This is a genomic window from Corynebacterium coyleae, assembly GCF_030408635.1.
GTDB lineage: Bacteria > Actinomycetota > Actinomycetes > Mycobacteriales > Mycobacteriaceae > Corynebacterium > Corynebacterium coyleae.
The window spans coordinates 657,538-680,049 of sequence record NZ_CP047198.1 but is presented as its reverse complement, the minus strand read 5'-3'; the positions used below and the strand labels follow the sequence as shown (position 1 = coordinate 680,049).

Genomic DNA, 22,512 nt, shown 5'->3' with positions numbered 1-22,512 from the left:
CACGGCAGGGCGCGACTCCTAGGCCGCAGTCCCCTCCTGACGGCGGATGCGGCCCCGGCGCCCAAACCACGCCGCCACGAAGGAGAGTACGAGTGCGACGAGCACACCGAGGTTCGCGTCCGCCCAGTGCTCCCCAACCAGTGGCAGGAAGTATCCCTGCCAGTTGTTCCAGGAAGCTTCCTCCGCAAACATGTTGGCCACAAGACCCCAACCGATCACCGAGGACACGGCAAGGATCCCGATCGAGGTCCAGTCCACGGCGCCGTAGCGACCTGCCGAATCGTACAACGCCGGCTCGTCGTAATCCTTAGTGCGGGCGAAGATGTCCGCAACGAGAATGCCTGCCCAGCTAGCCAGCGGCACGCCGAGGGTGATCAGGAACGACTGGAACGGCCCAAGGAAGCTTTGGGAGACGAAGACGACCCAGATGGTGCCGATGGTCAAAATGACGCCGTCGATAGCTGCAGCCGCCGGACGCGAGATCTTAATCCCAAGGGTGAGCAGCGTCAGGCCCGAAGAGTAGATGCCCAGCACCCCCCGACGGCGGCAAGCCGTAGATGGGGGTCTCCCCTGCCCTGTATGGCCCTGTAGCGGCCTAACAGGATGTCGCCAGGGTCAGTGTCCAGCGACAGCGCTAAAACCGCTCTAATTCAGCGAAAATCGAAGAATTAGAGCGGTGTTTTTTGAAGCGTCCTGGGTTCAGATTCAGGTAACTCAAGGATGAGTGTGAATCCGGGGTTTGTGTCTTTGAGAAGGCCCTTTAGAAGCCTTCAAGTACTTCGTAGAGGGCGGTGGCTAGGGTTAGTCGCCGTCGCTAGCTGTGCTTGGCTGTTAATGTCATGTCGACCAACTGCAGGAAGCGTATAACGTAGTCTTTGACAAAGCCTGCGGTGCCTTCATTGAGATGGCCGGAGTCTTCGAAGAGGGTGGGGGATTGGCCAAGGAATACCTCGGGCTGACCAGGAAGCGGCATATCGAAGTAGGACAGGGCGAGCCGGAGGTTCTTCTGTGAACTGTAGCCGCCCATGCGGCCTACAGAGTGACTGATGATACCTGCGGGAAGGTTCTTCCAAGCCACATCCGAGTTGGGCTTGGAACCGATGTCCACTGCATTCTTGAGACAGGCAGGGATAGTACGGTTATTTTCCGGGGTAACAAAGAGGACGCCGCTCGAGTTCTTGATGGTGTCGCGGAAAGTGGTGTACTCAGCTGGAATGGGCTTGTCCGTGACCGAGGGGTCATCGTAGTCGAAGTCATAGAGCGGCAAGTCACGGATTTCAACGATGTCTGCCTGGTAGTTTTCAGGAATCATTGTGAGCACTTCGTGTGCAATCTTGCGCGCAAATGAGCCGCGGCGCAGGCTGCCGACGATAACACTAATGCGTGGGGTGGTCATAGGAAGTCCTTTCTTCTTAGTTGGGCGTAGGTACGTGCGATCAAGGGAGAAAAGGCTTGCAGCCAAAGGCAGGCGGTGGCCCGGCGGCGTGGGCGGCAGTAAGAAAGTTATCCACTTTGTCTTCTTCATGGCGGAAGTACAGTTCGATGAGTCCTAACAGTCCCCCGAGGACGGCCTCCCGTGCGGCGGACGTATCCAAAAGCCGCATGGCTGCTGGTTGGTTTCCTTCGCGGATGGCTTCAAACAGCGCGATGGTCTCAAGCCAGCTTCCTTGGTCTGGTCGTGGAAACGGTTTAGAAATCCCAGTCATCATCACTCGTTTCTTCAGCGGTGCCAATGACATAGGAGGAACCGGAGCCGGAGAAGAAGTCATGGTTTTCATCTGCTCCAGGTGCTAGGGCAGCGAGGATTTCCGGGTTCACTTCCGTTTCTTCAGGTGGGAAGTAGTCCGGGTAGCCCAAATTCATGAGCGCCTTATTGGCGTTATAGCGAACGAATACAGCTACATCATCCATGAGCCCCAACGGCTCATATAGCTCGCCGGAATAATCCAGCTCTAGGGCATAAAGCTCTTCGAGCAAGGAAATAGTGAAATCATGCATCTCCTGTTGCCGTTGTGGAGCAGACGTTTCCAGTCCGCGCTGGTACTTGTAGCCTGAGTAGTAACCGTGCACTGCCTTGTCACGCAGAATGAGGCGAATCATGTCTGCCGTATTTGTCAGGGTGGCGTGGACGGAAAAATGCAGGGGAAGATAGAAACCCGCGTAGAGAAGCAGCGAGGAAAGCAGCGTCGATGACACTTTGCGCTTGAGTGGATCGGGTCCAAAATAATGAGTGAGCACTTTTTTGGCGCGTGCCTGGAGAAGGTCATTATTCACCGCCCAGCGGTATGCCTCATCAATTTCTTTCGTACTGCTCAAAGTAGAAAACACTGAAGAGTAAGAACGGGCATGGACTGATTGCATGAAGGCGATGTTGGTATACACGGCCTCCTCGTGCTCGGTGCGGGCATCTTGGATCTGACAGATTTCGCCCACAGTGGCCTGGACGGTGTCCAGGGTGGTGAGTCCCGTGAACACCCGCATGGTGAGGTTGCGTTCCTCCGGTGTCATCCTCTGCCACGCCGGGAGATCGTTTGAAAGTGGAACCTTTTCTGGCAACCAAAAGTTGGCGGTGAGGCGGTTCCACACTTCAAGATCCTTCTCATCGCTCACCCGATTCCAATTGATGGCGCGGATGCGGGCTGAAGGGTCATGCCGGTAACTTGGCGGCGTAACTGAGATGCTGGTTAGCTCAGCAGTGTTTGATGTTGAAGACATAGCTTCTTTCTTTCTTGATGGATGGTTGTGAATGAAGGAAGGACCGTGTTCCTACAGAGCACAGGAAACGCAGCCTTCGACCTCGGTTCCCTGGAGTGCAGGTTGGCGTAAACGGATGTAGTACAAGGTCTTGATTCCGGCTTTCCAGGCATAGATTTGTGCCTTGTTGATGTCCCGCGTAGTGGTGTCAGCGGTGAAGAACAAAGTCAGGGAAAGCCCTTGGTCCACGTGTTGGGTGGCCATAGCGTAGGTGTCGATGATTTTTTTGTACCCCACGGTGTAGGAGTCATCGAAATACTCCAAGTTGTCGTTGGTCATTTCCGGTGCGGGGTAGTACACGCGCCCCAAGCGGCCTTCCTTGCGTATTTCAATCTTGGAGGCAATCGGGTGTATGGACGCGGTGGAGTCATTGATGTAGGAAATTGATCCAGTGGGTGGAACTGCCTGCAAGTAGGCGTTGTAGATGCCGTCTTGCATCACTTGGTTCTTGAGCCGTAGCCAATCCTCGCGTTGAGGAATCTGCACGCCAGCCTCATGGAATAGCTGTTTTACGTGGTCAGTGGCCGGCGCCCAGTCTTGGTCGATGTACTTGTCGAAGTAGACGCCAGTGGCATAGGTGGATTCTTCAAAGCCAGTGAATCGTTGACCTTTCTCAACCGCTAGCGCATGGGATGCACGGAGCGCATGATAGGTCACGGTCAGGAAATAGATATTTGTAAAGTCCAGTGCTTCGGCGCAGCCATAAGGAATACGCTTGGAAGCCAGGAAACCGTGGAGATTCATTTGGCCCAACCCGATGGCATGCATGGATGCATTACCGTGAGCGATGGAAGGAACAGCTTCGATATTTGTTAGGTCTGAGACCTTCGTGAGAGCGCGCACCGCGGTTTCAACAGTTTCCCCAAAGTCCGGTGATTCAAAAGCTTTAGCGATGTTGAGCGACCCTAGATTGCAGGAAATGTCCTGGCCAACGGTGGTGTAGTTACCTGAGGCGCCGTAGGTGGATGGCGTGTTGACCTGGAGGATCTCACTACACAGATTGGACATATTGATATGTCCTTTGAGGGGATTAGCGCGGTTGACCGTATCCTCAAAGAGTATGTAGGGGTATCCAGATTCAAACTGAAGCTCAGCCAGCGTGGTGAAAAACTCGCGGGCCTTGATAGTCGTATGAGAAATTCGCGGATTGGAAACCAGCTCGTCGTAATACTCGGTGATAGACATGTCAGACATGGCTACGCCGTACTCGCGAGCGATGTCATACGGGCTAAAAAGATGCATATCCTTGTTCTCTTTGGCCAGCTGGAAGGTTATATCTGGAATAACAACTCCCAGCGAAAGAGTCTTAATGCGGACTTTCTCATCGGCATTTTCCCGCTTGGTATCCAGGAAACGAAGAATATCTGGATGGTGCGCATGTAGGTAGACGGCTCCAGCGCCCTGTCGAGCGCCCAATTGGTTGGCATAGCTGAAGCTATCTTCCAGAATTTTCATGACTGGGACTACGCCGGAAGCTTGGTTCTCAATCTTTTTGATTGGGGCTCCGGATTCGCGCAGATTGCTCAGTAACAAGGCCACACCACCGCCGCGTTTTGAAAGCTGCAGTGCAGAGTTCACGCTGCGGCCAATGCTTTCCAAATTGTCTTCGATGCGAAGGAGGAAGCAGGAGACCATTTCGCCACGCTGGGCTTTTCCTGCGTTGAGAAAAGTAGGGGTGGCGGGCTGGAAGCGTCCGGTCATGATGTCATCCACCAGCTTCTCCGCAAGCTCTTCATCGCCCTGTGCAAGGTACAAAGCTGTGGTGGCGACGCGTTCTTCGTAGCCTTCCAGAAATCGCGAGCCATCAAAGGTTTTCAGTGCGTATGAAGTAAAGAACTTAAATGCGCCGAGGAAAGTGCGGAACTGATGCTTGGCTCGGTGGGCTCTGTCGTACATAGTGCACAGAAAATCGTCATCATAAAGCTCAAGGAATTCCCGCTCGTAGTATTCGTTATCAACCAACCACTCCAAGCGCTGCTTGGTGGATTCAAACTGATGCATGCGGGGAGTGACATGGTGCGCTAAAAAGTCTTGTGTTGCCTCAATGTCCTTGTCGAACTGGATTCTTCCCGAATCGTCGAATAGGTTCAGCTGCGCGTTGAGTGCATGGTAGCTCTTGCGCTTACCGACACCGCCGGCATCGTCTGCTGAAGCGGTGCGGGGCGTAGGGCCAATGGGCTGTGTGGGGGTGGCCTTAAGTGGCGGCATTGTGGTTTCCAATCTGTGTGTTGCGGATGTGGTCTTCATTTTGTGGGAAATCAATGGGGTGTAATTGTTAGTTGCTTTGCTGCTCCCAAAACTTGTGAAGGCCCTGTTTTACAGCGGCAACGTCCTTCTGCGTGCCGAGTAGCTCGAAGTGATACAGCTCTGGAACGTGGCACTTAGCGGAAATGATTCGGCCGGCGACGCAGTAAGCGCTTCCGAAGTTGGTATTGCCTGAGGTAATCACGCCCCGGATAAAGGAACGGTTGATTGGGTCATTGAGGAAGTCGATGACCTGTTTGGGGACTGCGCGTTTGAGCGAGCCACCGCCGTAGGTTGGAACGATGAGTACGTACGGGTGTGAAACCTGGATCATTCCGGTTTTCTTGGGCCGCAGTGGAATGCGCACTGCGGGTCTATCTAAGCGTTCGACGAATCTTTTTGTGTTTTCAGAAACGCTAGAAAAGTACACCAAATCTGGTGAGTCTGACATGACAATCCTGCTCATCCTGGCCTTAGCCATAAGTGGGATAGGTGATGATCGAAAAGATTAACTACGTACTACCGTAGTTGCAAACTACGCCGCACCGTAGTTTTTAAAAGGGCAGGTAGGGACAGGATTAATGAGAAAGGGAAAGACTACAGGCTGTGGTGTGCTACAAACACTGCGTCCGTAGCTGGACGCCCAAGTACTACCCACTGAGTACTGTCGGCTACCTGTACTTCGAGCGATTCTGAAAAGGGCGTTCCTTCGCGCGTGGTAAGAACAGCCCCAATGACGATGCCTTGCTCTTTGAGGAAGGCCAGCAGTTGTGGGTCGGAATCAGAAATGCGTTCCACGGTCACCTGCGGTTGTGCGCCGCTGTCGGTGAGACGGTGCGCACTGGGGATAGTGACCTGTCCATCAACCGTAGGGATAGGGTCGCCGTGTGGATCCCTAGTGGGGTAATTGAGGAACTTATCCACGCGCTCTATGAGCATGTCAGACACCGCGTGTTCAAGATTTTCGGCTTCATCATGGACCTCGTCCCACGTATAATCCAATGCTTGAACCAAAAAAGACTCAAGCAATCGGTGGCGGCGCACCATGACCAATGCGTACTGCCTGCCAAGTTCGGTTAACTCCACAGAGCCATAGGGCGTGTGTGACACGAGCCCTTGCTTCGACATTTTGCGCACTGCATCGGAGACCGAGGAGAGCTTGAGTCCCAGCTGTTTCGCTATAAGTGTGGCGGTAACGGGCTCGGATGACCATTCCTTTAGCCCCCAGATAGCTTTCAAATAGTTCTGGGTACTGGTGGACAGCTCAGAAACAGACATGAGTAAATGTTAACCCAGCTTCCGTATGCGCCTTAGGCGCTGTGCCCCAACGCTCATAGCGAACAGAGGCCAAGTTTGAGAGGAATGCCGGTATGAAGTGCCCCGGGTTTTGTTCCTAGGCGTTTGCCTTGATTTCTATTTTTGCTTGGGGCGGGTTCTGCTTCCAAAATTCGGTTTCGACCTCGACCGGGGTTCGGTATCCCAAGCTTTGGTGAAGCCTTGTCTCGTTCCACCATGACACCCACTCGAACGTCGCGATTTCTACCTCGACAACGTCATTCCACCTGCGGGTATGGATCAGCTCGTTCTTGTAGGATCCGTTGACGTTTTCAGCAAGAGCATTGTCGTAGGAGTCACCGACAGTTCCGGTGGAAGCTGTAATGCCGTGTTGGGTAAGTCGCTCGTTGTAGACCACGCTGACGTACTGCGATCCGTGATCCGAATGGTGAATGAGACCTGTTGTTTCCTCAGCACACACGATCGCCTGGTTGAGAGCTTGCAACGGCAGTGCTTCGGTGCGCATGGAATCTGATAACGCCCACCCAACGATCCGTCGAGAGTAAACGTCGGTGACAAACGCGGCGTACACAAAGCCTTTCTTCGTGCGCACATACGTAATGTCGGCCACCCACAGTTTATTCGGGCCCTTAAGCTTTGAATTCACGCTCGACTAAGTCCGGGCGCAGATCAGGCACGTTAGCTTTTCGGGTTGTGATAGGTGATCCGCCTTTGCCTTTGCCAGAAACACCGGCCAAGCGCATCAGCCGGGCGGTTTGTTCACGCCCGATATCAATTCCGTCGCGGCGGAGAGCATGCCACATTTTCCGCACGCCGTAGACGCCGTAATTATCCCGATGAACAGTTCTAATGCGGTCGACCAGCACAGCATCACGAAGGCGACGAGCACTTAACCCACGGGCCTTGGACTGGCGATAACCACGCGAAGTGATAAACCCACCAGCCCGGTTATTCTTCAACGTCTTACAAATGAACTCGACAGAGAAACGATTCCGGTATTTATCGATGAACCGGATCATTTCCGACGTTTCGGGTCGAGTTCCGACGCGAAAAAAGCCGAGGCAGCCTTCAGCAGCTCGTTAGTGTCGCGTAGCTCTTGATTTTCACGACGTAGCCTCGCGTTTTCGGCAGCCAAATCTTCAGGCACAGGTTCTGGGATGTTTCCCGCACGGCGGGCCTGCTGGGTCCATTGGCGAGCCGTGTGCCATGAAACCCCCAGCTTTGGAGCTACTGCCTGGCACGCGGCTTGCATCGACATATTTTCCGCCAAGATGCGATCTTCCACGAGACGGACCACACGGTCCTTCGCATCCTGGTCAAATTTCCTTGGCATATTCCAGATTTTCCCATCTACTCAAACGGAACAAAACCTGGGACACTTCACTCCGTGTCGTGGATTGATTCTCAATCCGTTCTTTGAGACAGCTCTGCTGTCTAGAGACCTCTCCCCTGCTCGGTGGAGATTTCCTTCTTCCCTGGTCACGGCGTGGGTAGAAAAGAAAAACCCCGCTACAGCAACTGCTGCAACGGGGTGTGAAGTACTAGTTTTCGAACAACTGCACGCGAGCCTGAGCACCGCCCTCGTGAACCACTTCTGCGAGACGACTGCCCTCGCCAATGTCGATTAACTTCGCCACCAGCGACGGGAACGTCTCTTTGCTGCTGATCTCGGTGGCCCTGTGTGCGGCAACGCCAGCCAGACCCGTCTGGCCGGTTGCCTGGGCCAGCACGGCGACAGTGGCCGTAAGCTGTGCCCTCATCCCAGGCCAGTGAGCCGGTACAGCGCGCATCACCTGCTCAGCGAACTTGAGACCTGCTTGTGGCTCCTCAAGCAGCGCAGCAAGCAATGGATCACGCAAGCGCGGTGTCGTGAAGCACTTCAGCGCAGATCGGATAGCACGCGCACTCGGCTGCGTCATCCCCGCCGCTGCCTGCTCGTACTCACGCTGCAGTACGTCTCGGAAGATGGGTGGAACATACGCCAGCGCGTCTTCGATGATGTCTTCATGCTCTGCGGCGTCGATGTCGTGCTCGGTGCTGTTCAGCCTGTTCTCAATCTCTTCACGCGAGAGCGCTGGGAGATCGCCGGTCTGCTCAAGCAACTGCTGTAGCGCTGCTGAGGCGTGGATGTTGCTGATTCTGCCCGCCTGTGGCTCACATGAGTTTGGGTGCAAGTACATCGCACACCAGGCAGTACCAGCGGTGATTTCTGACGTTTGAATGACCGCCAGTACCTCACTGCGCAGCGGGGAATCCTCGCTACAGAGGAAGTGCGCCGCTGCATCTGCTTCAACCATGTCGTCGGTGATGACGTACGCCGCAACAGCGTCGAGATCCAGCGTCTCAGTCCATGCTGCGAACTTCTCACGATCCTCGGTGAGCTGTTGGATCGCTCCGTCGAGATCAAGCCGGGCAAGTGGCCCGAGGCTCAGGCTGTGCGTGTCGCTGTCTTGTTTGAAAAACGCGAACACCAGCGAGTCCTGCGGGTAGAAGCCCAGGATGCCGGGGATGTTTGCGAGAATCTCGCCGTGAGAGGTAAGTGTCTGCGAATAGTTGGACATGAAACACTCCTTGCCAAATACGGGATGTGTAAGGTCAGTCCCGTATTTGGTCCCGGCTCTGCCGGGCGGTGTTACCACCGCCCTGCAGCACCCCAGCGTGCTCAGTGCGTCGCTAGTGCTCACCTGGTGCTTGCTTGCAGGACACAAGCACTAGCGGCGCAGCCTGTGCTTAAGCGTCTGCTTCGATACGCTCAATAGCGCGGTAAATCGTTGGCCTGGACACGTTGAACGTCCTCGCCACTGCACTCACGGACTTACCGCCATCGATGAGTTCTTTTGCGACTTGTGCCTGTTCGTCGCTGAGCTTGGGCTTCGGCCCGGCTACCCTGCCCTGCGCACGGGCGTGAGCCACGCCTTCACGGGTGCGCTGAACAAGCAGGTCACGCTCCCACTCAGCCAAGCTGGCCATGACGTTGATAACCACTTTGTCGGTGGGCTTCGACGTGTCCAGCGCTGGCTCCAACACCTTGACGTTGATGTCGCGCTCCGCCAGGTCGGCGATGGTGTTCACGGTATCTGCGAGGCTGCGGCCGAGCCTGTCGAGCCGGGTCACGACGAGCGTATCGTTGGGCCGCATATAGGCCAGCGCTGCGTCCAGACCAGGCCGCTGCCAGTTCGTGCCGCTGATGGTGTCGGTGTAGATGTGCGCAGCGTCGCAGCCAGCGTCGATGAGCGCCTCACGCTGGGTGTCGAGCGACTGTCCCTGCTTGGAGGTCGAAACGCGCGCGTAACCGATAAACATGGTTAATCGCCTACCTCGGGGATTTGTGAGCTTCGGTTTGGATCAACGGCACTGGAAAATGCCGTACTAAACTCACTCATTCCGTTCTCCTCGTTGAAGAACGGAAGACCAATGATCCGGTAGTCGGTGTTGTCTACGTAGACCTTGTGAGGAATAGCGTTGGCATCAAGTGAAAGCAGGAAATCTTCCTTCCACTGATCTGTTTCCAGTAAGTGTTCGCCTTTAGGTTCGATATAGATCTGCTGTTGCGAAACGACGTCGCCGTCTTTACGTAGTAGCAGTAGGAAATCTGGTTCGAACCGTTCACCGGTCTCAAAAGAGTAGATTGCGAGCGGAGCGAGACGTTCGTTTCGAATCAGATAGACCTCGTCATAGTCTTGTTTAAGATCCTCAACCACTGATGCGAAATACTTGACGAACGCCTTTTCTTCACTGGTACCGAAGTTGTCATTAAACACGTACCACTCCGCACGGTCCAGATCCACGTAATGATCTTTACTTTGATCACGGGTCTGGCTGTCTCCGAAACCGCCCTCAATGACCTCCGAAATCTGAAGTTTCTTGTCCCTCAGAACTTCACTTAACCGCCTCGGGTAGAACTCGGTGGTACCTCGATACGCTACTTGAACCGTTTCCAAGTACCTTGCCACGGACTCAAACACATTGGAAAGTCCCTCCACGAGGTCAACAGCGGTTAGGTCACGGTTGTCGGACTGGAACACGATTTCTACATCGCCGAGAAAAGCGCTTGAAGATACGAAGGTTGCGTCCCTTAGTGTGGTGTAACGCTTGCTGATGGTGGGCCCTGGAAAATGCAGGGGCGGCCATCGTCAGTAACCTTTCGACTCAACTACCACATCTCACCGAAAGGAACATGACGATGACCGCTGATCCGCATTCTATCGACCCAACAACCTATCTGGATGATCTGCTCGCTCAAGCCTCTCCGGATTTGATGCGCCAGATGCTGCAAGGGTTTATCAACCAAATCCTCTCCGCCCAGGCCGACACCGTCTGCGGCGCCGAATACGGGGTCGCCTCCACCGAGCGGGTCAACCACCGCAACGGGTATCGCCACCGCGACCTTGACACCCGTGTCGGCACGATCGACGTAGCAGTGCCGAAGCTGCGCCACGGAGCGTTCTTCCCAGAATGGCTGTTAGAGCGACGCTCACGAGCAGAACGGGCACTATCGACTGTGATCGCCACCTGCTACCTCAAAGGGGTTTCCACCCGCAGGATGAACGATCTGGTGGCAACCCTTGGCATTTCCAACCTGTCGAAATCGCAAGGCTTACTGGGCTGTGTCAAATTTTGTGGACGGGTAAACCCGTTGTGTTTGGTTGTGGGGGTTAGGCTGCGGCGGCGTGTGTGTCGGCGCAGCGGGTTTTGAATTGGCGCATTGCTTCGGCGGGGATCAGCCCGGTGGTGGAGTGGATGCGGCGGCGGTTGTAGTACGCCTCGATCCAGTGTCCGACTTCGTAGCGGGCGTCGAACTTCGACGCGAACTGCTTCTTTTCGTACAGCAGATGCAGCTTCAACGTGGAAAACATCGACTCCGCAACCGCGTTGTCCCAGCACACACCGACCGCGCCGGTGCTTAAACGCACATCGAGTTTCTTGGCTGTTTGCGCGAACTGCTTCGAGGTGTACTGCGAGCCGCGGTCGGAGTGAAACACCGCGTTGCCCGCGACGAAACCGGCCGCGTGCGCCATGGTCAGCGCGTCGACGACAAGTTGCGCACTCATCCGGTCTGCGATCTGCCACCCGACAACCATCCGTGTGCTCAGATCGATCACGACGGCCAGATACATCCACCCCTGCGCGGTGCGCAGGTAGGTGATGTCGCCGCACAGATAGGTTGTCGGCATCGCGGGGTAGAAACGGCGCCGAAGCAGATCAGCACGTGCGCTCGCCTGCGGGTCTTGGATCGTGGTGCGTTTAAACGCGCGACGGTACTTGGTGTGCAGCGTGTTGTCAGCCATGATCTTTCGCACCGCATACAGCGTGGTTGCAACGTTTTGGGCCTGAAGCTGCCGGTAGATAGTGCGCGCCCCGGCAAAACCGTTGTGCTCGTTGAAGATCTCGATAACCAGATCGGTAATCGCCGCGCGTTTCGCCCGCGGTGTGCCACCGGCCGGCGGAGTATCTCTACGCTTGCGCCAGGCGTAATAGCCGGAGCTGGATACTTCCAACACACGGCACATCATTGACACTGGGTAGCGGGGGCAGGGGTTGCCTTCTTCGTGGAAGTGGGCAATTACCGCGAAGAGGTCCTCGTGGTGTGCTCCGTGGCGAAGAAGGCGGCCGCTTTTTTTAAAAACTCGTTTTCACGCTCGAGCTCTTTGATCCGCTTTGCCATCTCTGCCGGGTCCTGCGACGCGGCATCAGCAGCGCGCATGTGGCTGCCGGAACCAGTGCCCAAGGTGCCTTCGGCTTTGGCCACCCAGCGTCCCAACGACGAGGACGACACCCCGTACTCCTGGGCCACGGCACCACGAGTCTTGCCGAACATCAACACCTCATCAATGCACTGCTGACGAAACTGATCCGAATACTTACGTGGCATGATTTAATCCTTCCAGATCGGTGGGTTTCACCGTCCACCGGAATCATGACACCCCATACGCATGTCGGAAGAACTCGACGAGATGGTCGCAGACTTCAGAAATCGCCCCCTGGACCCCGGCGGGTACGCCTACCTGTCCTGCGACGCACTGACGATCAAAGTGCGCGAAGGCGGCCGGGTGGTCAAATGCTCAGTGCTGCTTGCCACCGGTGTCAACGCCGATGGCTACCGGGAAATGCTCGGCATGCACGTCGCCACTGCGGAATCCAACGCATCGTGGAAAGGCTTCTTCCAAGACCTCAAAGCCCGCGGACTTCGTGGTGTCTTCCTTGTCACCAGTGATGCCCACGAAGGCATCCAGCATGCCATTTCCGAAGTGCTGCCCGATGCCTCCTGGCAGCGGTGCCGCACCCACTTTGCCAAAAACCTCTACGAGAAAGTCCCCAAAATGCAGTGGCCGATGGTCTCTGCGATGTTCCAGACGATCTTCCAACAACCGGATGAGGAATCAACCTGGGCGCAAGCCCGTGAAGTTGTTGACTTGTTGGAACCGAAGTTTCCCGAGGTTGCAGCCTATTTGGAGGAATCACTCGATGAGGTGCTGGCGTTTACCGCAGCACCGAAACCAGTCTGGACAAAGGTGTGGTCGAACAACCCCACTGAACGGCTCAACCGGGAGATCCGCCGGCGCACCGACGTCGTTGGCATCTTCCCGAACCGCGAATCCATCATCCGGCTTGTCGGCGCGGTCCTCGCTGAACAGCACGACGATTGGATCCAACAAAAACGCTACATGTCACTATCTGCACTCGAACACACCAAACGCCTCATGCACCAAACAGGAGGTGATCATGGCGACCACCACCAACTAACCGCCTAACCAAACCCCCAACTTCATACCGAGCCGAATGTCAGATGCGGGTTTTTGGTACCGGTGTTCCGGAGACCCGGTACTGCTGTGTTCCGGGTAGTTGGTACCGGGGCCGGGCCGACGGAGTCGGCCCGGCTGTTTGTCTTATTCGTCCGGTTCTATTGGGGCGGTGGCCTTGCGCATGTCGAAGTCTCCGATGCGGATTCGGTGGCCGTTGTTGAGGCGGCTAACGAGTGAATCGGCTCCGACTCTGTCGGGGAGGGCTTCGACCCAATAGGCGGCGGCCGATTGGGAGGAGATCAGTGTTGGGAGTCGACCGTCGCGGTCGAATATGATCTTGCTCAGGTCTTCTTGCCCGCGCTGGTTGATGCTCATGGTCATAAAATCGTCGATGATAAGGACATCGACATTGATCAGTTTCCGCATCTTATCGAGGTAGTTTTGGTCAGTCGGTGAGAAGACCGCCAACATGTCTACGAGTTGGTCTAGCCGGTAGTAGGCCACGGAGTATCCGGCTTGGCATGCGGCGACGCCGATGGCGCAGACTATGTATGTTTTCCCTGTTCCGGTCGGTGCGAGGATGTGAATGTTGGTCGGGTTTTCCCGCCAGTTGGTCGCCGCGATTCGTTTCAGTTGGCGCATGTTGATGCCGCGTTGTTCTGCTCGGGTGACTTCAGCAAGGCTCGCGTCCGGGTATCGGAATTGTGCCTGGGTGATGGCTTTGGCGATGTTGCGTTGTTGCCGTTGTGTGTAGGCCTCTTCGACTGCTGCGAGGAAGATGTCCTCTGGTAGCGCATCCGCGTAGGCCTCGTCGTTGACAATCTCGTAGAAGACATCAGCGAAGGTCGATACGCGAAGCTTTCGCATTTTTGCCCGTACTGTTTCGTCATTGATGTTGCTCATGGTTCACGCTCCTTCTAGTTTTCGTAGTGGTCAGCAGGCCGGATGAAGACGGCGTCAGCTGCGTCGCTGGTAAGCGGGGCGCTTGGGCGTTGTTGGTTCTTCGTCGCGGGCTGTGTCTTTCGCCCTGGTGCAGCAGGGTGCTGCTGAGCGTGCGCAATGTCAGTCTGGATGCGCTTGATCACAGCCATAGTTGGAGCCAGCTTCTTTTCTAAGACCTGCTGGCACGCCGGCTCGAGGGTGGCTTTGCTGTGCTTTTTGCCCAGGTTGGCCAGCACGTTGCGAGCTTGAAGAAGTCCGCGGGGTACGGCGGCACTATTACGATCGAGGATCATCGCTATGACTGTGTGCGTTGCAGAACCGAACGACGAGGCCCAAGCCAAGAGTTCGTCGCGGGTGAGCGCCTTGTGGCCTTCGTCATCGCTGCTTGGCCCATGGTTGGGATCAGTGGAGTACCGGTATTTGAATCCGTGAAGGCGTGTGTGTTCAGCAACTAGTTGATCACCGTTGAAGATGCTCACCAGTTGCGGGGTGAGCCTGACCGTCACTGCCTCTCCTACCAGCTGAAATGGCACAGAATAGTACTGGTAGTCACAGGTGATGTGCCAATTACGGTCGACTTTGAGCCGCTTGTATGACACTTCCGTAAACGGTGTCGGCGGCAGATCGCGCATCACTGGTGCTTCTTCTTGCTCAAAGCGCATGCGCCGTGTTGTGCCATCAGCCCGTGTCATTGCGCTGTTGATATCGGCAAGCCGGTCAGCGATTGCCTCATTGAGTTCATCGAGATTGTAGAAGACCTCGTCGCTGAAATACCCGAGTATTTTGGTGTAGGCGATTTTCACAGCACGTTCTACTGCCGCTTTGTCGCGTGGCCTGCCAGGTCTTGTCGGCACAATCGTGACCCCGTAGTAGTCGGCAAACGCTGCGTAGCGGTCAGTGACCATCCGGTAGCCTGAATGCTTCCTCGGCCGGTAGGTCGCCGTAGAGGCATTATCCGGCACGATGACCGCCGGTAATTTGCCAAGATAGTTCAACGCTTTGACGTGGCATGCAATCCAAGCCGGCATCTTCTCATTCGCAGCAGCAGTGACGTACATCAGCCCTGAGTACGGGCATACCGCGACAAACAGCGACGCCTTGAATGCGGTATCACCACTGGCCTGATCCACCACCGGCACTTTGTCGCCAGCCCAGTCGACGTAAAGCTCTTGCCCCGGCTCATGGGTGACGACTTCTGTTGCGCGGGGGTATCCAGTAACACCGTGGTGAGTATCGGGTAACGCAATGGTGAGTATCGGGTAACGCTTTGGGAGAAGATTCTTCTGACCGCGTGGCAAAAGGACACGCGGCATCATCAGAGGAGTCCGATCGTGACTGATTACCGGGCTGTGATGGACCTTGTCTTACAAGGCTGGTCCGTCCGCCAAATCTGCTCGACTGTGCGATGCTCACACACCACAGTTCAAAAAGCCCGCCACACAATGGCGGCACACCAGATCACAACCGGTGAACAACTCGCCGGTATCACCGACGAAGAAATGGCCACATGGTTTGTCGATGGCCGAAGTGGTGCCCAAGGCGACTTCGTACCCATCGACTTTGACGCAGTGGCCAAAGCACGTACCGGCCGCAACAAAGTCACTCTCCAAGTCTTGTGGGGCCGCTACACCACCCAACCAGCCCACCCGTCCCAGCGTTACTACAGCTACGAGCGTTTCCGCCAGCTTGTTGCTGAACACGTCGATGCCACAGGACTTACCGCACGCATTACCCATGCCCCGGGACACACCATGCAAGTCGACTGGGCTGGCACCGCAATGCGCCTGTTCGACCCAACTGATGCTCGGGGTGCAAAAGTCAGCATTTTCGTGGCGTCACTGCCGTATTCCGGCATGTTGTTTGCCTGTGCTTGCCCGAACCAGCGGCAACAAGCGTGGCTGTGGGCGCATATCCAAGCATTTGAATACTTCGGCGGGGTTGCTGAAGTCATCGTGCCGGACAATGCTTCGACAGCATCCCACGCAATTAGTGCTGCTGACCGCAACCGGCAGGTCAATTCCACCTACGAGGAATTCCTTGAGCACTACAACACTGCCGCGCTGCCTGCTCGTGCTCGGCGTCCAAAGGATAAGGCGAATGTAGAAGCAGCAGTCAAGATCATCACCCAAAAAGTCATCCACACCCTCCACGGACATCAATGTATTGGGCTCGATGAACTCAATGCGCGCATCCGCAGCCTGGTTGACAGCATCAATGACGCGGTACCGTTTCGCGGCATCAACACCAGCAGAAGGATGCTCTTTGACGAGTTTGAACGCGATGTACTCGGCGAACTTCCCACAACACCGTGGCAGCATACCGAATGGAAACGTGCGAAAGTCGCCCCCAACTTCCACATCACCGTCAACACAGCACGTTATTCGGTGCCTTACCAGCTCGTCGGCCGGACTGTCGATGTACGTATCACTGGCAATGAAGTAACCGTCTTTGATGCCGGGCAGCGTGTTGCAACCCACCGGCTTGCCCAAGCCCGGGGAATCTATGTCACCGATGTGGATCATATTCCTGCCAACATGGCTGATACCACAGGGTTGTGGACCAGTGACTACTTCTACCGTGAAGCAGCCAAGATCGGGCCAGCAACCCGGACAGTCATCGAAGAACTCATCAGCGCAAAGGCAATCCCTGCCCAGGCATTTCAGTCGTGCCGAAACGTACTGAATATGGGCAAACACGCCAACAAAGTGATTTTAGAACAAGCCTGTGCACGCCTGATCGCACCTGATGGCACCAGGAGAGCAGTGTCGTATACCGCGGTGAAAAACATGATGGCCGCGGTACGCAAAGACCAATCAACCCGCCCGACAGGCCATGATTTGCCAGCCACAACAGCGCCTGAAACACCACCGGTGGAACACGCACGCGATACCCGCGGCGCATATCTGGGTGGGTCTGCCCAGTTCAGTATGGAAAACCTCACGAAGAAAGGACCCCTACAGTCATGACACAGCCACAACCAGCATCAGCATCAGCGCGCTTTCTTGATGAATCGATCCTGCCTGTCTTTACCGATCTACGTATGACGGCTTTTGGCCGAACCGTGATTGATATTGCAGCAGATCCTGTCTTCGACTCGTGGAGCTTTTCTGACAAAGTGCTCTACGCGCTCGATAAAGAAGTCGCGGCCAAGCGTGAACGACGAGTCAACAAATTACTCAAAGCATCCCGATCGCCAAATCTCGATGCGTGTATCGAAGACATCACCTACGCACCCGGCCGCAACCTCAACAAAGAGCAAATCACCAGACTCGCTCACTGCCAATGGTGTCAAAAAGCGCAAAGCATTGTCATCCTCGGCAAATCATCCGTCGGCAAAACATACCTGGCCCAAGCACTCCTTACCGCTGCGTGCAGAAACGACTACTCTGCCCGTTTCTTCCGCACAGACACCCTGGCCAACCAGCTAATGGTGCTACGCCATGATGACACAGCACGCATGGAGTTTCTTCAAGACTTACACCTGGCAGACGTACTCGTGCTTGATGACTTCTTAACAACGCCGATTGATGCTGCCACAGCACACCAGCTGCTCAACATTCTTGCTGAGCGTGAACACCGGGGATCAACCATTGTCACCTCCCAGTTCACGCCCGATGAGTGGTACAAGTCCATCCCGGATGCTGTCATCGCCGAGTCGATACTGAATCGGCTTGTCGTTGGCGCTGAGATCATCACGCTGGAAGGCCCGAACATGCGCCTCGAAGCCAATACGCAGTAGCGGCTCATAGTCAACGCCCGGGTGTTACCCGATACTCACCCGGGCGTTACTGGATACTCACCACAGCGTTACTAAATCCGTGGTCCTAACAGACTTCGACAAGATCATGAGCACGGAGAAATTCATTGAGCCCACTGCAAAACTGGGAGTACTGGTACTTTGTCTTGTCCGTCGGACACGGCTGCGACAAGTAGTCCATCCACAGCTTGTGCCTGGTCACGTGCTTTTTGCTTTGGAGCTTGCGTGCAAGGGCTTGAAAATCAGGCTGGTCGTAGGACATCGTCCGCTTACTCCGGCCGTCGCTGAATCGATCATCGAACCATCCCGGTGGGAGTTGGCGGAAACGCTCTGGCGTTAGTGCCTCATCAGCGATGACTTTCTTTGCGCGGGATACTTCTCGTCGTGAACATCCCAATGCGTGTGTGATCTGCGCGTAGCTTGCACCGTCAAGGCACATCGCGATGATCTGTTTGAAGTTAGCCACAAGGACCGGCTCCTTCCAAGTAGATGTTGACGCGACACCACCGGATTGTGGTGTCGCCAACATCAACTATGAAAGAAAACCCCTTGCAGTACCGGGTACGTGGAACACCGGTACCAACTACGCGGACTCGCGGTACCAACTACCCCGAATCGACACCGAAAGCACAAACGGCTACACCACTACACGGGACTTGACCATAAAGAAGCCCTTGTACTTCCTACTGAAAATAAACGCGCATTACGACACAAACTAAGCGCCCTTGATAAGAGGGTTTTCTCCGTGTTAACGCGTGATGCGCGGATACCCCTTCGTGAGCTAGCGAAACAAGTGGAAGCACCGTTGCATCTCGTACAACGATCAAAAGATTTCCTTATCAACAGTCAAGTGATCGTCTTTCGGTGTGATGTGGCTCGCCGAAAGTTCGACTATAAGTTTTCTTTGGTTGTAATCCTGCGCACTAGTCCCGAGTCTGCAAACGAGCTCGTACGCCGCATGGGCAAATGGGCCGAGTCCCGATTCTGCGCAGAAGTGTTCAATAAAGACAACGTTGTCGCTATTTTTGGTATCCGCGATACCCCGCTTATCACCAGCTTGCTAACGCGGATCGAGCGCGAAGCGCCCGCAGCTGAAATTGTTAGCTACGAGATCGCTTACCGCATGGAAAAGGTCTATGGGTGGCTCCTCGACCCAAACGGACACCAAGTAGGACATGTTCCTCTGGAGTTGGCCTAGTCAGTTTTCTTTTCAGAAGATATCGGCCCCGTCCTTGCCCCTTAGTAGTGCTCCACCGCGTACATCACGACACCCTGGTACAGATCACCGTCAACTGGCAACGAGTGCCCGACGAACTGTGAGCGAACCACCTCGAACACGTTGGAGGTTCCACGGTTCGAAAGTGCGTCATCGAGTGAGCGGGCGAGTTCTTCCTCAACAGTAGAAGCACCAGCGTGCATGAGCATTACATCGAGAAGGTCCTGGATACGACGTTCAACCGGCGACTCATCCTGGGGTTCTTCCGCACCACCGATGAGCGCGTCGTCCGGCACAGCAATCCCGCGCGCCTTGTCTTCCATTGCGGCAACTGCAAGACGGGACATTGCAGCGGTGAGAACGTTCAGCGCGTCTTCGCCACCGAGCATGAGGTTAGTGAACTGCTCGTGCTCAGCATCGGCACCCAAGATTGCGGAAAGCACTTTGTCGCGAAGTTTCGGTGACTTTGCCAACGCCTCCTGCGGGTTCTTGGTGGCAAGGGCTTCCACTTCTTCGTCGTTAGCCAACGCCTCCCACACGGCATGAACCATGCGGGTATTCGCCGAGTTGGACATGTCGATGCCCGCAGCGGAGAACAGCTCGTTGACTTGCTCTACTGCTTCGCGGAATGCGCCTTGCAGCGGATCCCCTGCCCCACCGGTAGAGACACGACCATCGAACCCTGGAACAGGGAGCGGGGCTCGCGAATCCTCGATGTTGAGTTTCAGCTCAACGCCTGTTTCAACGTCACCCATGACGGCGGTCTTCACTACCTCGACGCCGGTGACGTAGTCCTCCTCGCGTGCTTTCTTGCCAAGCTTGAGGTTGCGCGCGAGCAGGTCAGCGAAGATTGCACGCTTGTGCAGAGTGATGTCTTGGAAGTCGATGAACTGGCTCAAGAAGTCCCACGCGTGAACGTACTTCACCAGGTTCGCACGGAAATCTGTGGCCACTGCTTCGTTGTCTTTGTCCCCGGAGACCAAGGCACCTCCGTAGAACTCGGTCCACCGGGTAATGATCGGATCGATACCAATTCGAAGCAGGCTGTCTTTCTTCTTCACATCGATGTCGCGATCCATCACCGTGTCGGCGATCGCTTCCATCTCCTCGACGTCGTAGAACTGGGAGGTGTCCAGTACGCGAGCAAGATCTGCAAGTACGTCGGGGTCTACCTCGGTGTCGATAGACGCCTGCGAGTAGTACGGCTGGAATGAGTGAAGAATCGTTTCGGGGTCATTGACGAAGTCGACGACGAAGGTCTTGGTCTTATTCTTCGATGGCATCGTCCTGTTCAGTCGCGAGAGGGTCTGCACCGCCATCACACCGGACAGAGGTTTATCCACGTACATCGCTGACAGGCGAGGTTCGTCAAAGCCGGTCTGATACTTGTTGGCCACGATGAGGAACTTGTACGCCGCACCGTCGAACATCTTCGTCGTTTCCATCCGACGATGGCCCTCAGGTGCGTTCTCGTTATTGAGGGAGGATTCCGTAACGATCTCCTCGATGTCCTCATCCTTGGACACGTCAAGCGAACCAGAGAACGCCACCAGCGCTTCGAGCCCGTGGTACTTCGGGTTGGACTTGATCACGTCCTGAACCGCCCGGAACCAGGTGTATGCGCTCATGCGGTCGTCGCAAACGACCATTGCTTTCGCGGTCGATCCGAGCAGGAAACGCACGTTGTTGTTGAAGTGCTCAACGGCCACTTCTGCCTTGGAGTGAATCGTCTTCTCGTGGGACCGAACGAAGTGCTTGAGTGCGGATTTTGCCTCGCCAAGAATGACGTCGTCTTCGCGGCCAAGTTGGTCTTCGATCTTGGCGTAGAGCGACAGTGAGATGTAGTTCTGGAGCACATCCAGAATGAAGTTCTCGTCGATCGCCTGCGCCATGGAGTACAGGTCAAACGCCACGTACTTCTCTGGATTGTCCGGAGATGGCTCACCAAACACGGCAAGCGTCTTCGCCTTGGGTGTTGCGGTCAACGCAACGAGCGTGACGTTCGACGACCGCGCGACCGCCGAGTCTCGCTGCTGCTGCAGACGGTCCTTTTCAGCACGCGTGAGCCCGCCAGATTGAGTCGAACCGGCAGGCTCGCTGAGCGCTGCCCCACCATCGAGCATCTCTTCGTCTTCAATATCCGCAGCCGCTCGCGTTGCCGCTTCCGCAAGCTCGTCGGGAGTATCCGACAATGTCTCGAGCAGCGTGCGCGATGCCTTGCCGTGTTGGGACGAGTGCGCTTCGTCGATAATCACGAGCCAGCGGCGGTTCCGCAGTTTCGGCGAACGGTCAATCGTTTGCGCCAGTGCCGGGAAGGTCTGCAGCGTACAGGACAAAATGCGCTTGCCCTGGGTGAGATAGTGGTTGAGTTTCTCGGACTTGGACGTGTCATCGCTGGTGATGTTGATGACCATGCCTTCAGAGGCCTGCAGAAGTGAAAGTCCGTCCGCGACGTTCTTATCCAGCACGGTGCGATCCGTAACGACGATTACGCAATCGAAAAGTTTCGTACCGTCTTCATGGATCATCTTGTTGGCACGGTGTGCCAACCATGCGATGGTTTTCGTCTTGCCAGAACCCGCAGAGTGCTGGATCAAGTACCGCCGACCGGTGCCATTGGTTGCGACGTCGCTGGTGACACGCTCTACTGAACGCAACTGGTGGAAGCGCGGGAAGATCAGACGCCCCTCGTTTCCCTTCGTGGACGGCTCCCACAGCGCGTAATCCTTCAGGATGCGTAGCAACAGATCTGGCGAGCACACCCACTCCCACAGGTAGGAAACGTTGTACCCGTTGGGGTTGTCGGGATTGCCAGCGCGGCCTTCCTCGGTTCCCTGGTTGAACGGGAGGAAGACGGTATCGGTGCCGTTGAGTTCCGTGGTCATCATGACTTCACGAGAAGACACTGCGAAGTGGACGAGACAGCGGCCGGGATTAAGCAGCGGGCGCTCGGAGCGGTTCGGCTTGCGGTCGTACTTGTACTGCTTGACAGCATCATCAATCGACTGTGTGTTGTCAGTCTTGAGTTCCATCGTGATCACGGGGATGCCGTTGACCAGCAGCACAAGGTCAATCTCGCCAAAACCACCTTTTTCAAAGTGGACTTGCTGCAGCACGCGTAGGCGGTTTTCCTTCGCCTTGTCGATCACATCCGTCTTCGCCGGGTCATACGGGTAGAAGCCCGCCATGTCCGGGAAGTTCACAGTGCCGAGGTCTGTCTGCGTGAACGAGAACCCATCTCGAAGCGTGCCCAGAAGTCCGCCGTTGACCTTCTTGGTGATGCCATCAAGAATTGGCGTGTAGTCGAGCTCCTTAGTCAGCCGCTTTAGCAGCCGGTACTCACGAGACTTTCGCTCCGTGTCGTTCGCAGTCTCAGGAATCGCCCGCTCGTATTGCTCCGGATACTGAGTCTTCAGCCAGTGGAGTACGTCTTCGGGGAACAGTCCAAGTTCGGGGTCGAACCCCTTGTCGTTGGCACCCTGGTTCCAAATCCAGCCTTGGCCGTTGAGAGATCGGCAGATGGTCAGTTCCATCGCTTCTTCAAGAATCGGGTTCACCAT

20 protein-coding genes and 4 pseudogenes are annotated in these 22,512 nt (G+C 55.6%); 5 read left to right on the top strand and 19 right to left on the bottom strand.

The window, feature by feature from the left end; genetic code table 11:
- Positions 1-18 precede the first annotated feature (18 nt).
- From CCOY_RS03280 to CCOY_RS03230, 13 genes and pseudogenes are all read right to left on the bottom strand, one after another.
- Complete coding sequence (locus tag CCOY_RS03280; RefSeq protein WP_141743335.1) at positions 19-534, bottom strand: cytosine permease; 516 nt, start codon at positions 532-534, stop codon at positions 19-21.
- A 280-nt stretch (positions 535-814) separates the two neighbouring features.
- The gene (locus CCOY_RS03275) at positions 815-1,396 is read right to left on the bottom strand and encodes an NADPH-dependent FMN reductase (protein WP_022862715.1); all 582 of its coding nucleotides are present in this window, start codon (positions 1,394-1,396) and stop codon (positions 815-817) included.
- 40 nt (positions 1,397-1,436) lie between these two features.
- On the bottom strand, positions 1,437-1,709 hold the full coding sequence (locus CCOY_RS03270) for a hypothetical protein (RefSeq protein WP_133065267.1): 273 nt from the start codon (positions 1,707-1,709) through the stop codon (positions 1,437-1,439).
- Positions 1,690-2,715 (bottom strand): class 1b ribonucleoside-diphosphate reductase subunit beta, encoded by a 1,026-nt coding sequence (nrdF, locus tag CCOY_RS03265; protein ID WP_034666259.1) that lies wholly within the window; start codon positions 2,713-2,715, stop codon positions 1,690-1,692. The genes CCOY_RS03270 and nrdF overlap by 20 nt, the downstream gene beginning before the upstream one ends.
- A gap of 51 nt (positions 2,716-2,766) precedes the next feature.
- The gene (gene nrdE / locus CCOY_RS03260) at positions 2,767-4,962 is read right to left on the bottom strand and encodes a class 1b ribonucleoside-diphosphate reductase subunit alpha (protein ID WP_052205721.1); all 2,196 of its coding nucleotides are present in this window, start codon (positions 4,960-4,962) and stop codon (positions 2,767-2,769) included.
- A gap of 67 nt (positions 4,963-5,029) precedes the next feature.
- Positions 5,030-5,449, bottom strand: a complete 420-nt coding sequence (gene nrdI, locus CCOY_RS03255) for a class Ib ribonucleoside-diphosphate reductase assembly flavoprotein NrdI (RefSeq protein WP_033399510.1) — start codon at positions 5,447-5,449, stop codon at positions 5,030-5,032.
- A gap of 146 nt (positions 5,450-5,595) precedes the next feature.
- Positions 5,596-6,276, bottom strand: a complete 681-nt coding sequence (locus CCOY_RS03250) for a metal-dependent transcriptional regulator (RefSeq protein ID WP_022862719.1) — start codon at positions 6,274-6,276, stop codon at positions 5,596-5,598.
- Between the two features lie 115 nt (positions 6,277-6,391).
- The gene (locus tag CCOY_RS12130) at positions 6,392-6,940 is read right to left on the bottom strand and encodes an IS3 family transposase (protein ID WP_092101651.1); all 549 of its coding nucleotides are present in this window, start codon (positions 6,938-6,940) and stop codon (positions 6,392-6,394) included.
- Entirely contained in the window at positions 6,924-7,313 is a 390-nt protein-coding gene (locus tag CCOY_RS12125; protein WP_092101649.1) for an IS3 family transposase, read from the bottom strand. Before CCOY_RS12125 ends, CCOY_RS12130 begins: the two co-directional genes overlap by 17 nt.
- Positions 7,310-7,652, bottom strand: a pseudogene (locus tag CCOY_RS12120) (transposase). The gene CCOY_RS12125 and the pseudogene CCOY_RS12120 overlap by 4 nt, the downstream one beginning before the upstream one ends.
- A gap of 183 nt (positions 7,653-7,835) precedes the next feature.
- Entirely contained in the window at positions 7,836-8,855 is a 1,020-nt protein-coding gene (locus CCOY_RS03240) for a DUF4192 family protein (protein ID WP_070362919.1), read from the bottom strand.
- A 169-nt stretch (positions 8,856-9,024) separates the two neighbouring features.
- Positions 9,025-9,597 carry a recombinase family protein gene (locus CCOY_RS03235; RefSeq protein ID WP_092101646.1) on the bottom strand — a complete coding sequence of 191 codons (573 nt, stop codon included), beginning with the start codon at positions 9,595-9,597 and terminating at the stop codon, positions 9,025-9,027.
- A gap of 2 nt (positions 9,598-9,599) precedes the next feature.
- Complete coding sequence (locus CCOY_RS03230; RefSeq protein WP_092101644.1) at positions 9,600-10,319, bottom strand: hypothetical protein; 720 nt, start codon at positions 10,317-10,319, stop codon at positions 9,600-9,602.
- A 158-nt stretch (positions 10,320-10,477) separates the two neighbouring features.
- On the opposite strand from CCOY_RS03230, the pseudogene CCOY_RS03225 reads away from it, so the two are divergent.
- Positions 10,478-10,888 (top strand): annotated as a pseudogene (locus tag CCOY_RS03225) (transposase); the annotation flags it as partial.
- Positions 10,889-10,949: 61 nt separating this feature from the next.
- On the opposite strand, the pseudogene CCOY_RS03220 reads toward CCOY_RS03225, so the two are convergent.
- Both CCOY_RS03220 and CCOY_RS03215 read right to left on the bottom strand, forming a co-directional pair.
- Positions 10,950-11,864 (bottom strand): annotated as a pseudogene (locus tag CCOY_RS03220) (IS3 family transposase); the annotation flags it as partial.
- On the bottom strand, positions 11,858-12,112 hold the full coding sequence (locus CCOY_RS03215) for a transposase (protein ID WP_244268753.1): 255 nt from the start codon (positions 12,110-12,112) through the stop codon (positions 11,858-11,860). The gene CCOY_RS03215 and the pseudogene CCOY_RS03220, both read right to left, overlap by 7 nt.
- Before the next feature lie 112 nt (positions 12,113-12,224).
- On the opposite strand from CCOY_RS03215, the pseudogene CCOY_RS03210 reads away from it, so the two are divergent.
- Positions 12,225-13,046 (top strand): annotated as a pseudogene (locus tag CCOY_RS03210) (IS256 family transposase); the annotation flags it as partial.
- Between the two features lie 135 nt (positions 13,047-13,181).
- Here the strand turns inward: CCOY_RS03210 and CCOY_RS03205 are convergent.
- Together CCOY_RS03205 and istA (CCOY_RS03200) are read right to left on the bottom strand one after the other, a co-directional pair.
- Positions 13,182-13,940 carry an ATP-binding protein gene (locus tag CCOY_RS03205; RefSeq protein WP_092100363.1) on the bottom strand — a complete coding sequence of 253 codons (759 nt, stop codon included), beginning with the start codon at positions 13,938-13,940 and terminating at the stop codon, positions 13,182-13,184.
- A gap of 14 nt (positions 13,941-13,954) precedes the next feature.
- Complete coding sequence (gene istA, locus CCOY_RS03200) at positions 13,955-15,295, bottom strand: IS21 family transposase (protein WP_244268693.1); 1,341 nt, start codon at positions 15,293-15,295, stop codon at positions 13,955-13,957.
- A 15-nt stretch (positions 15,296-15,310) separates the two neighbouring features.
- Between istA (CCOY_RS03200) and istA (CCOY_RS03195) the strand changes: the two genes are divergently transcribed.
- Together istA (CCOY_RS03195) and CCOY_RS03190 are read left to right on the top strand one after the other, a co-directional pair.
- A complete protein-coding gene (istA, locus tag CCOY_RS03195; protein WP_083308148.1) occupies positions 15,311-16,945 on the top strand; it encodes an IS21 family transposase in 1,635 nt (544 codons plus the stop codon).
- Positions 16,942-17,718: an ATP-binding protein gene (locus CCOY_RS03190; RefSeq protein WP_070451844.1), complete on the top strand. Its 777-nt coding sequence runs from the start codon at positions 16,942-16,944 to the stop codon at positions 17,716-17,718. The genes istA (CCOY_RS03195) and CCOY_RS03190 overlap by 4 nt, the downstream gene beginning before the upstream one ends.
- Positions 17,719-17,803: 85 nt before the next feature.
- Here the strand turns inward: CCOY_RS03190 and CCOY_RS03185 are convergent, their stop codons facing one another.
- The gene (locus tag CCOY_RS03185; RefSeq protein WP_244268692.1) at positions 17,804-18,202 is read right to left on the bottom strand and encodes a hypothetical protein; all 399 of its coding nucleotides are present in this window, start codon (positions 18,200-18,202) and stop codon (positions 17,804-17,806) included.
- Positions 18,203-18,481: 279 nt separating this feature from the next.
- Between CCOY_RS03185 and CCOY_RS03180 the strand changes: the two genes are divergently transcribed.
- A complete protein-coding gene (locus CCOY_RS03180) occupies positions 18,482-18,934 on the top strand; it encodes an Lrp/AsnC family transcriptional regulator (protein ID WP_143028453.1) in 453 nt (150 codons plus the stop codon).
- 41 nt (positions 18,935-18,975) lie between these two features.
- Here the strand turns inward: CCOY_RS03180 and CCOY_RS03175 are convergent, their stop codons facing one another.
- Positions 18,976-22,512, bottom strand: coding sequence for a type I restriction endonuclease (locus CCOY_RS03175; protein WP_092101642.1), 3,537 nt, complete (start codon positions 22,510-22,512; stop codon positions 18,976-18,978).

What these genes read in the sequence shown, in the direction of transcription:
- CCOY_RS03275 (WP_022862715.1), bottom strand. Translation starts at nt 1,396, where the DNA reads ATGACCACCCCACGCATTAGTGTTATCGTCGGCAGCCTGCGCCGCGGC.
- CCOY_RS03270 (WP_133065267.1), bottom strand. Translation starts at nt 1,709, where the DNA reads ATGATGACTGGGATTTCTAAACCGTTTCCACGACCAGACCAAGGAAGC.
- nrdF (WP_034666259.1), bottom strand. Translation starts at nt 2,715, where the DNA reads ATGTCTTCAACATCAAACACTGCTGAGCTAACCAGCATCTCAGTTACG.
- nrdE (WP_052205721.1), bottom strand. Translation starts at nt 4,962, where the DNA reads ATGCCGCCACTTAAGGCCACCCCCACACAGCCCATTGGCCCTACGCCC.
- nrdI (WP_033399510.1), bottom strand. Translation starts at nt 5,449, where the DNA reads ATGTCAGACTCACCAGATTTGGTGTACTTTTCTAGCGTTTCTGAAAAC.
- CCOY_RS03250 (WP_022862719.1), bottom strand. Translation starts at nt 6,276, where the DNA reads ATGTCTGTTTCTGAGCTGTCCACCAGTACCCAGAACTATTTGAAAGCT.
- CCOY_RS12125 (WP_092101649.1), bottom strand. Translation starts at nt 7,313, where the DNA reads ATGATCCGGTTCATCGATAAATACCGGAATCGTTTCTCTGTCGAGTTC.
- CCOY_RS03240 (WP_070362919.1), bottom strand. Translation starts at nt 8,855, where the DNA reads ATGTCCAACTATTCGCAGACACTTACCTCTCACGGCGAGATTCTCGCA.
- CCOY_RS03235 (WP_092101646.1), bottom strand. Translation starts at nt 9,597, where the DNA reads ATGTTTATCGGTTACGCGCGCGTTTCGACCTCCAAGCAGGGACAGTCG.
- CCOY_RS03215 (WP_244268753.1), bottom strand. Translation starts at nt 12,112, where the DNA reads ATGTTCGGCAAGACTCGTGGTGCCGTGGCCCAGGAGTACGGGGTGTCG.
- CCOY_RS03205 (WP_092100363.1), bottom strand. Translation starts at nt 13,940, where the DNA reads ATGAGCAACATCAATGACGAAACAGTACGGGCAAAAATGCGAAAGCTT.
- istA (WP_244268693.1), bottom strand. Translation starts at nt 15,295, where the DNA reads ATGATGCCGCGTGTCCTTTTGCCACGCGGTCAGAAGAATCTTCTCCCA.
- CCOY_RS03190 (WP_070451844.1), top strand. Translation starts at nt 16,942, where the DNA reads ATGACACAGCCACAACCAGCATCAGCATCAGCGCGCTTTCTTGATGAA.
- CCOY_RS03175 (WP_092101642.1), bottom strand. Translation starts at nt 22,512, where the DNA reads ATGGTGAACCCGATTCTTGAAGAAGCGATGGAACTGACCATCTGCCGA.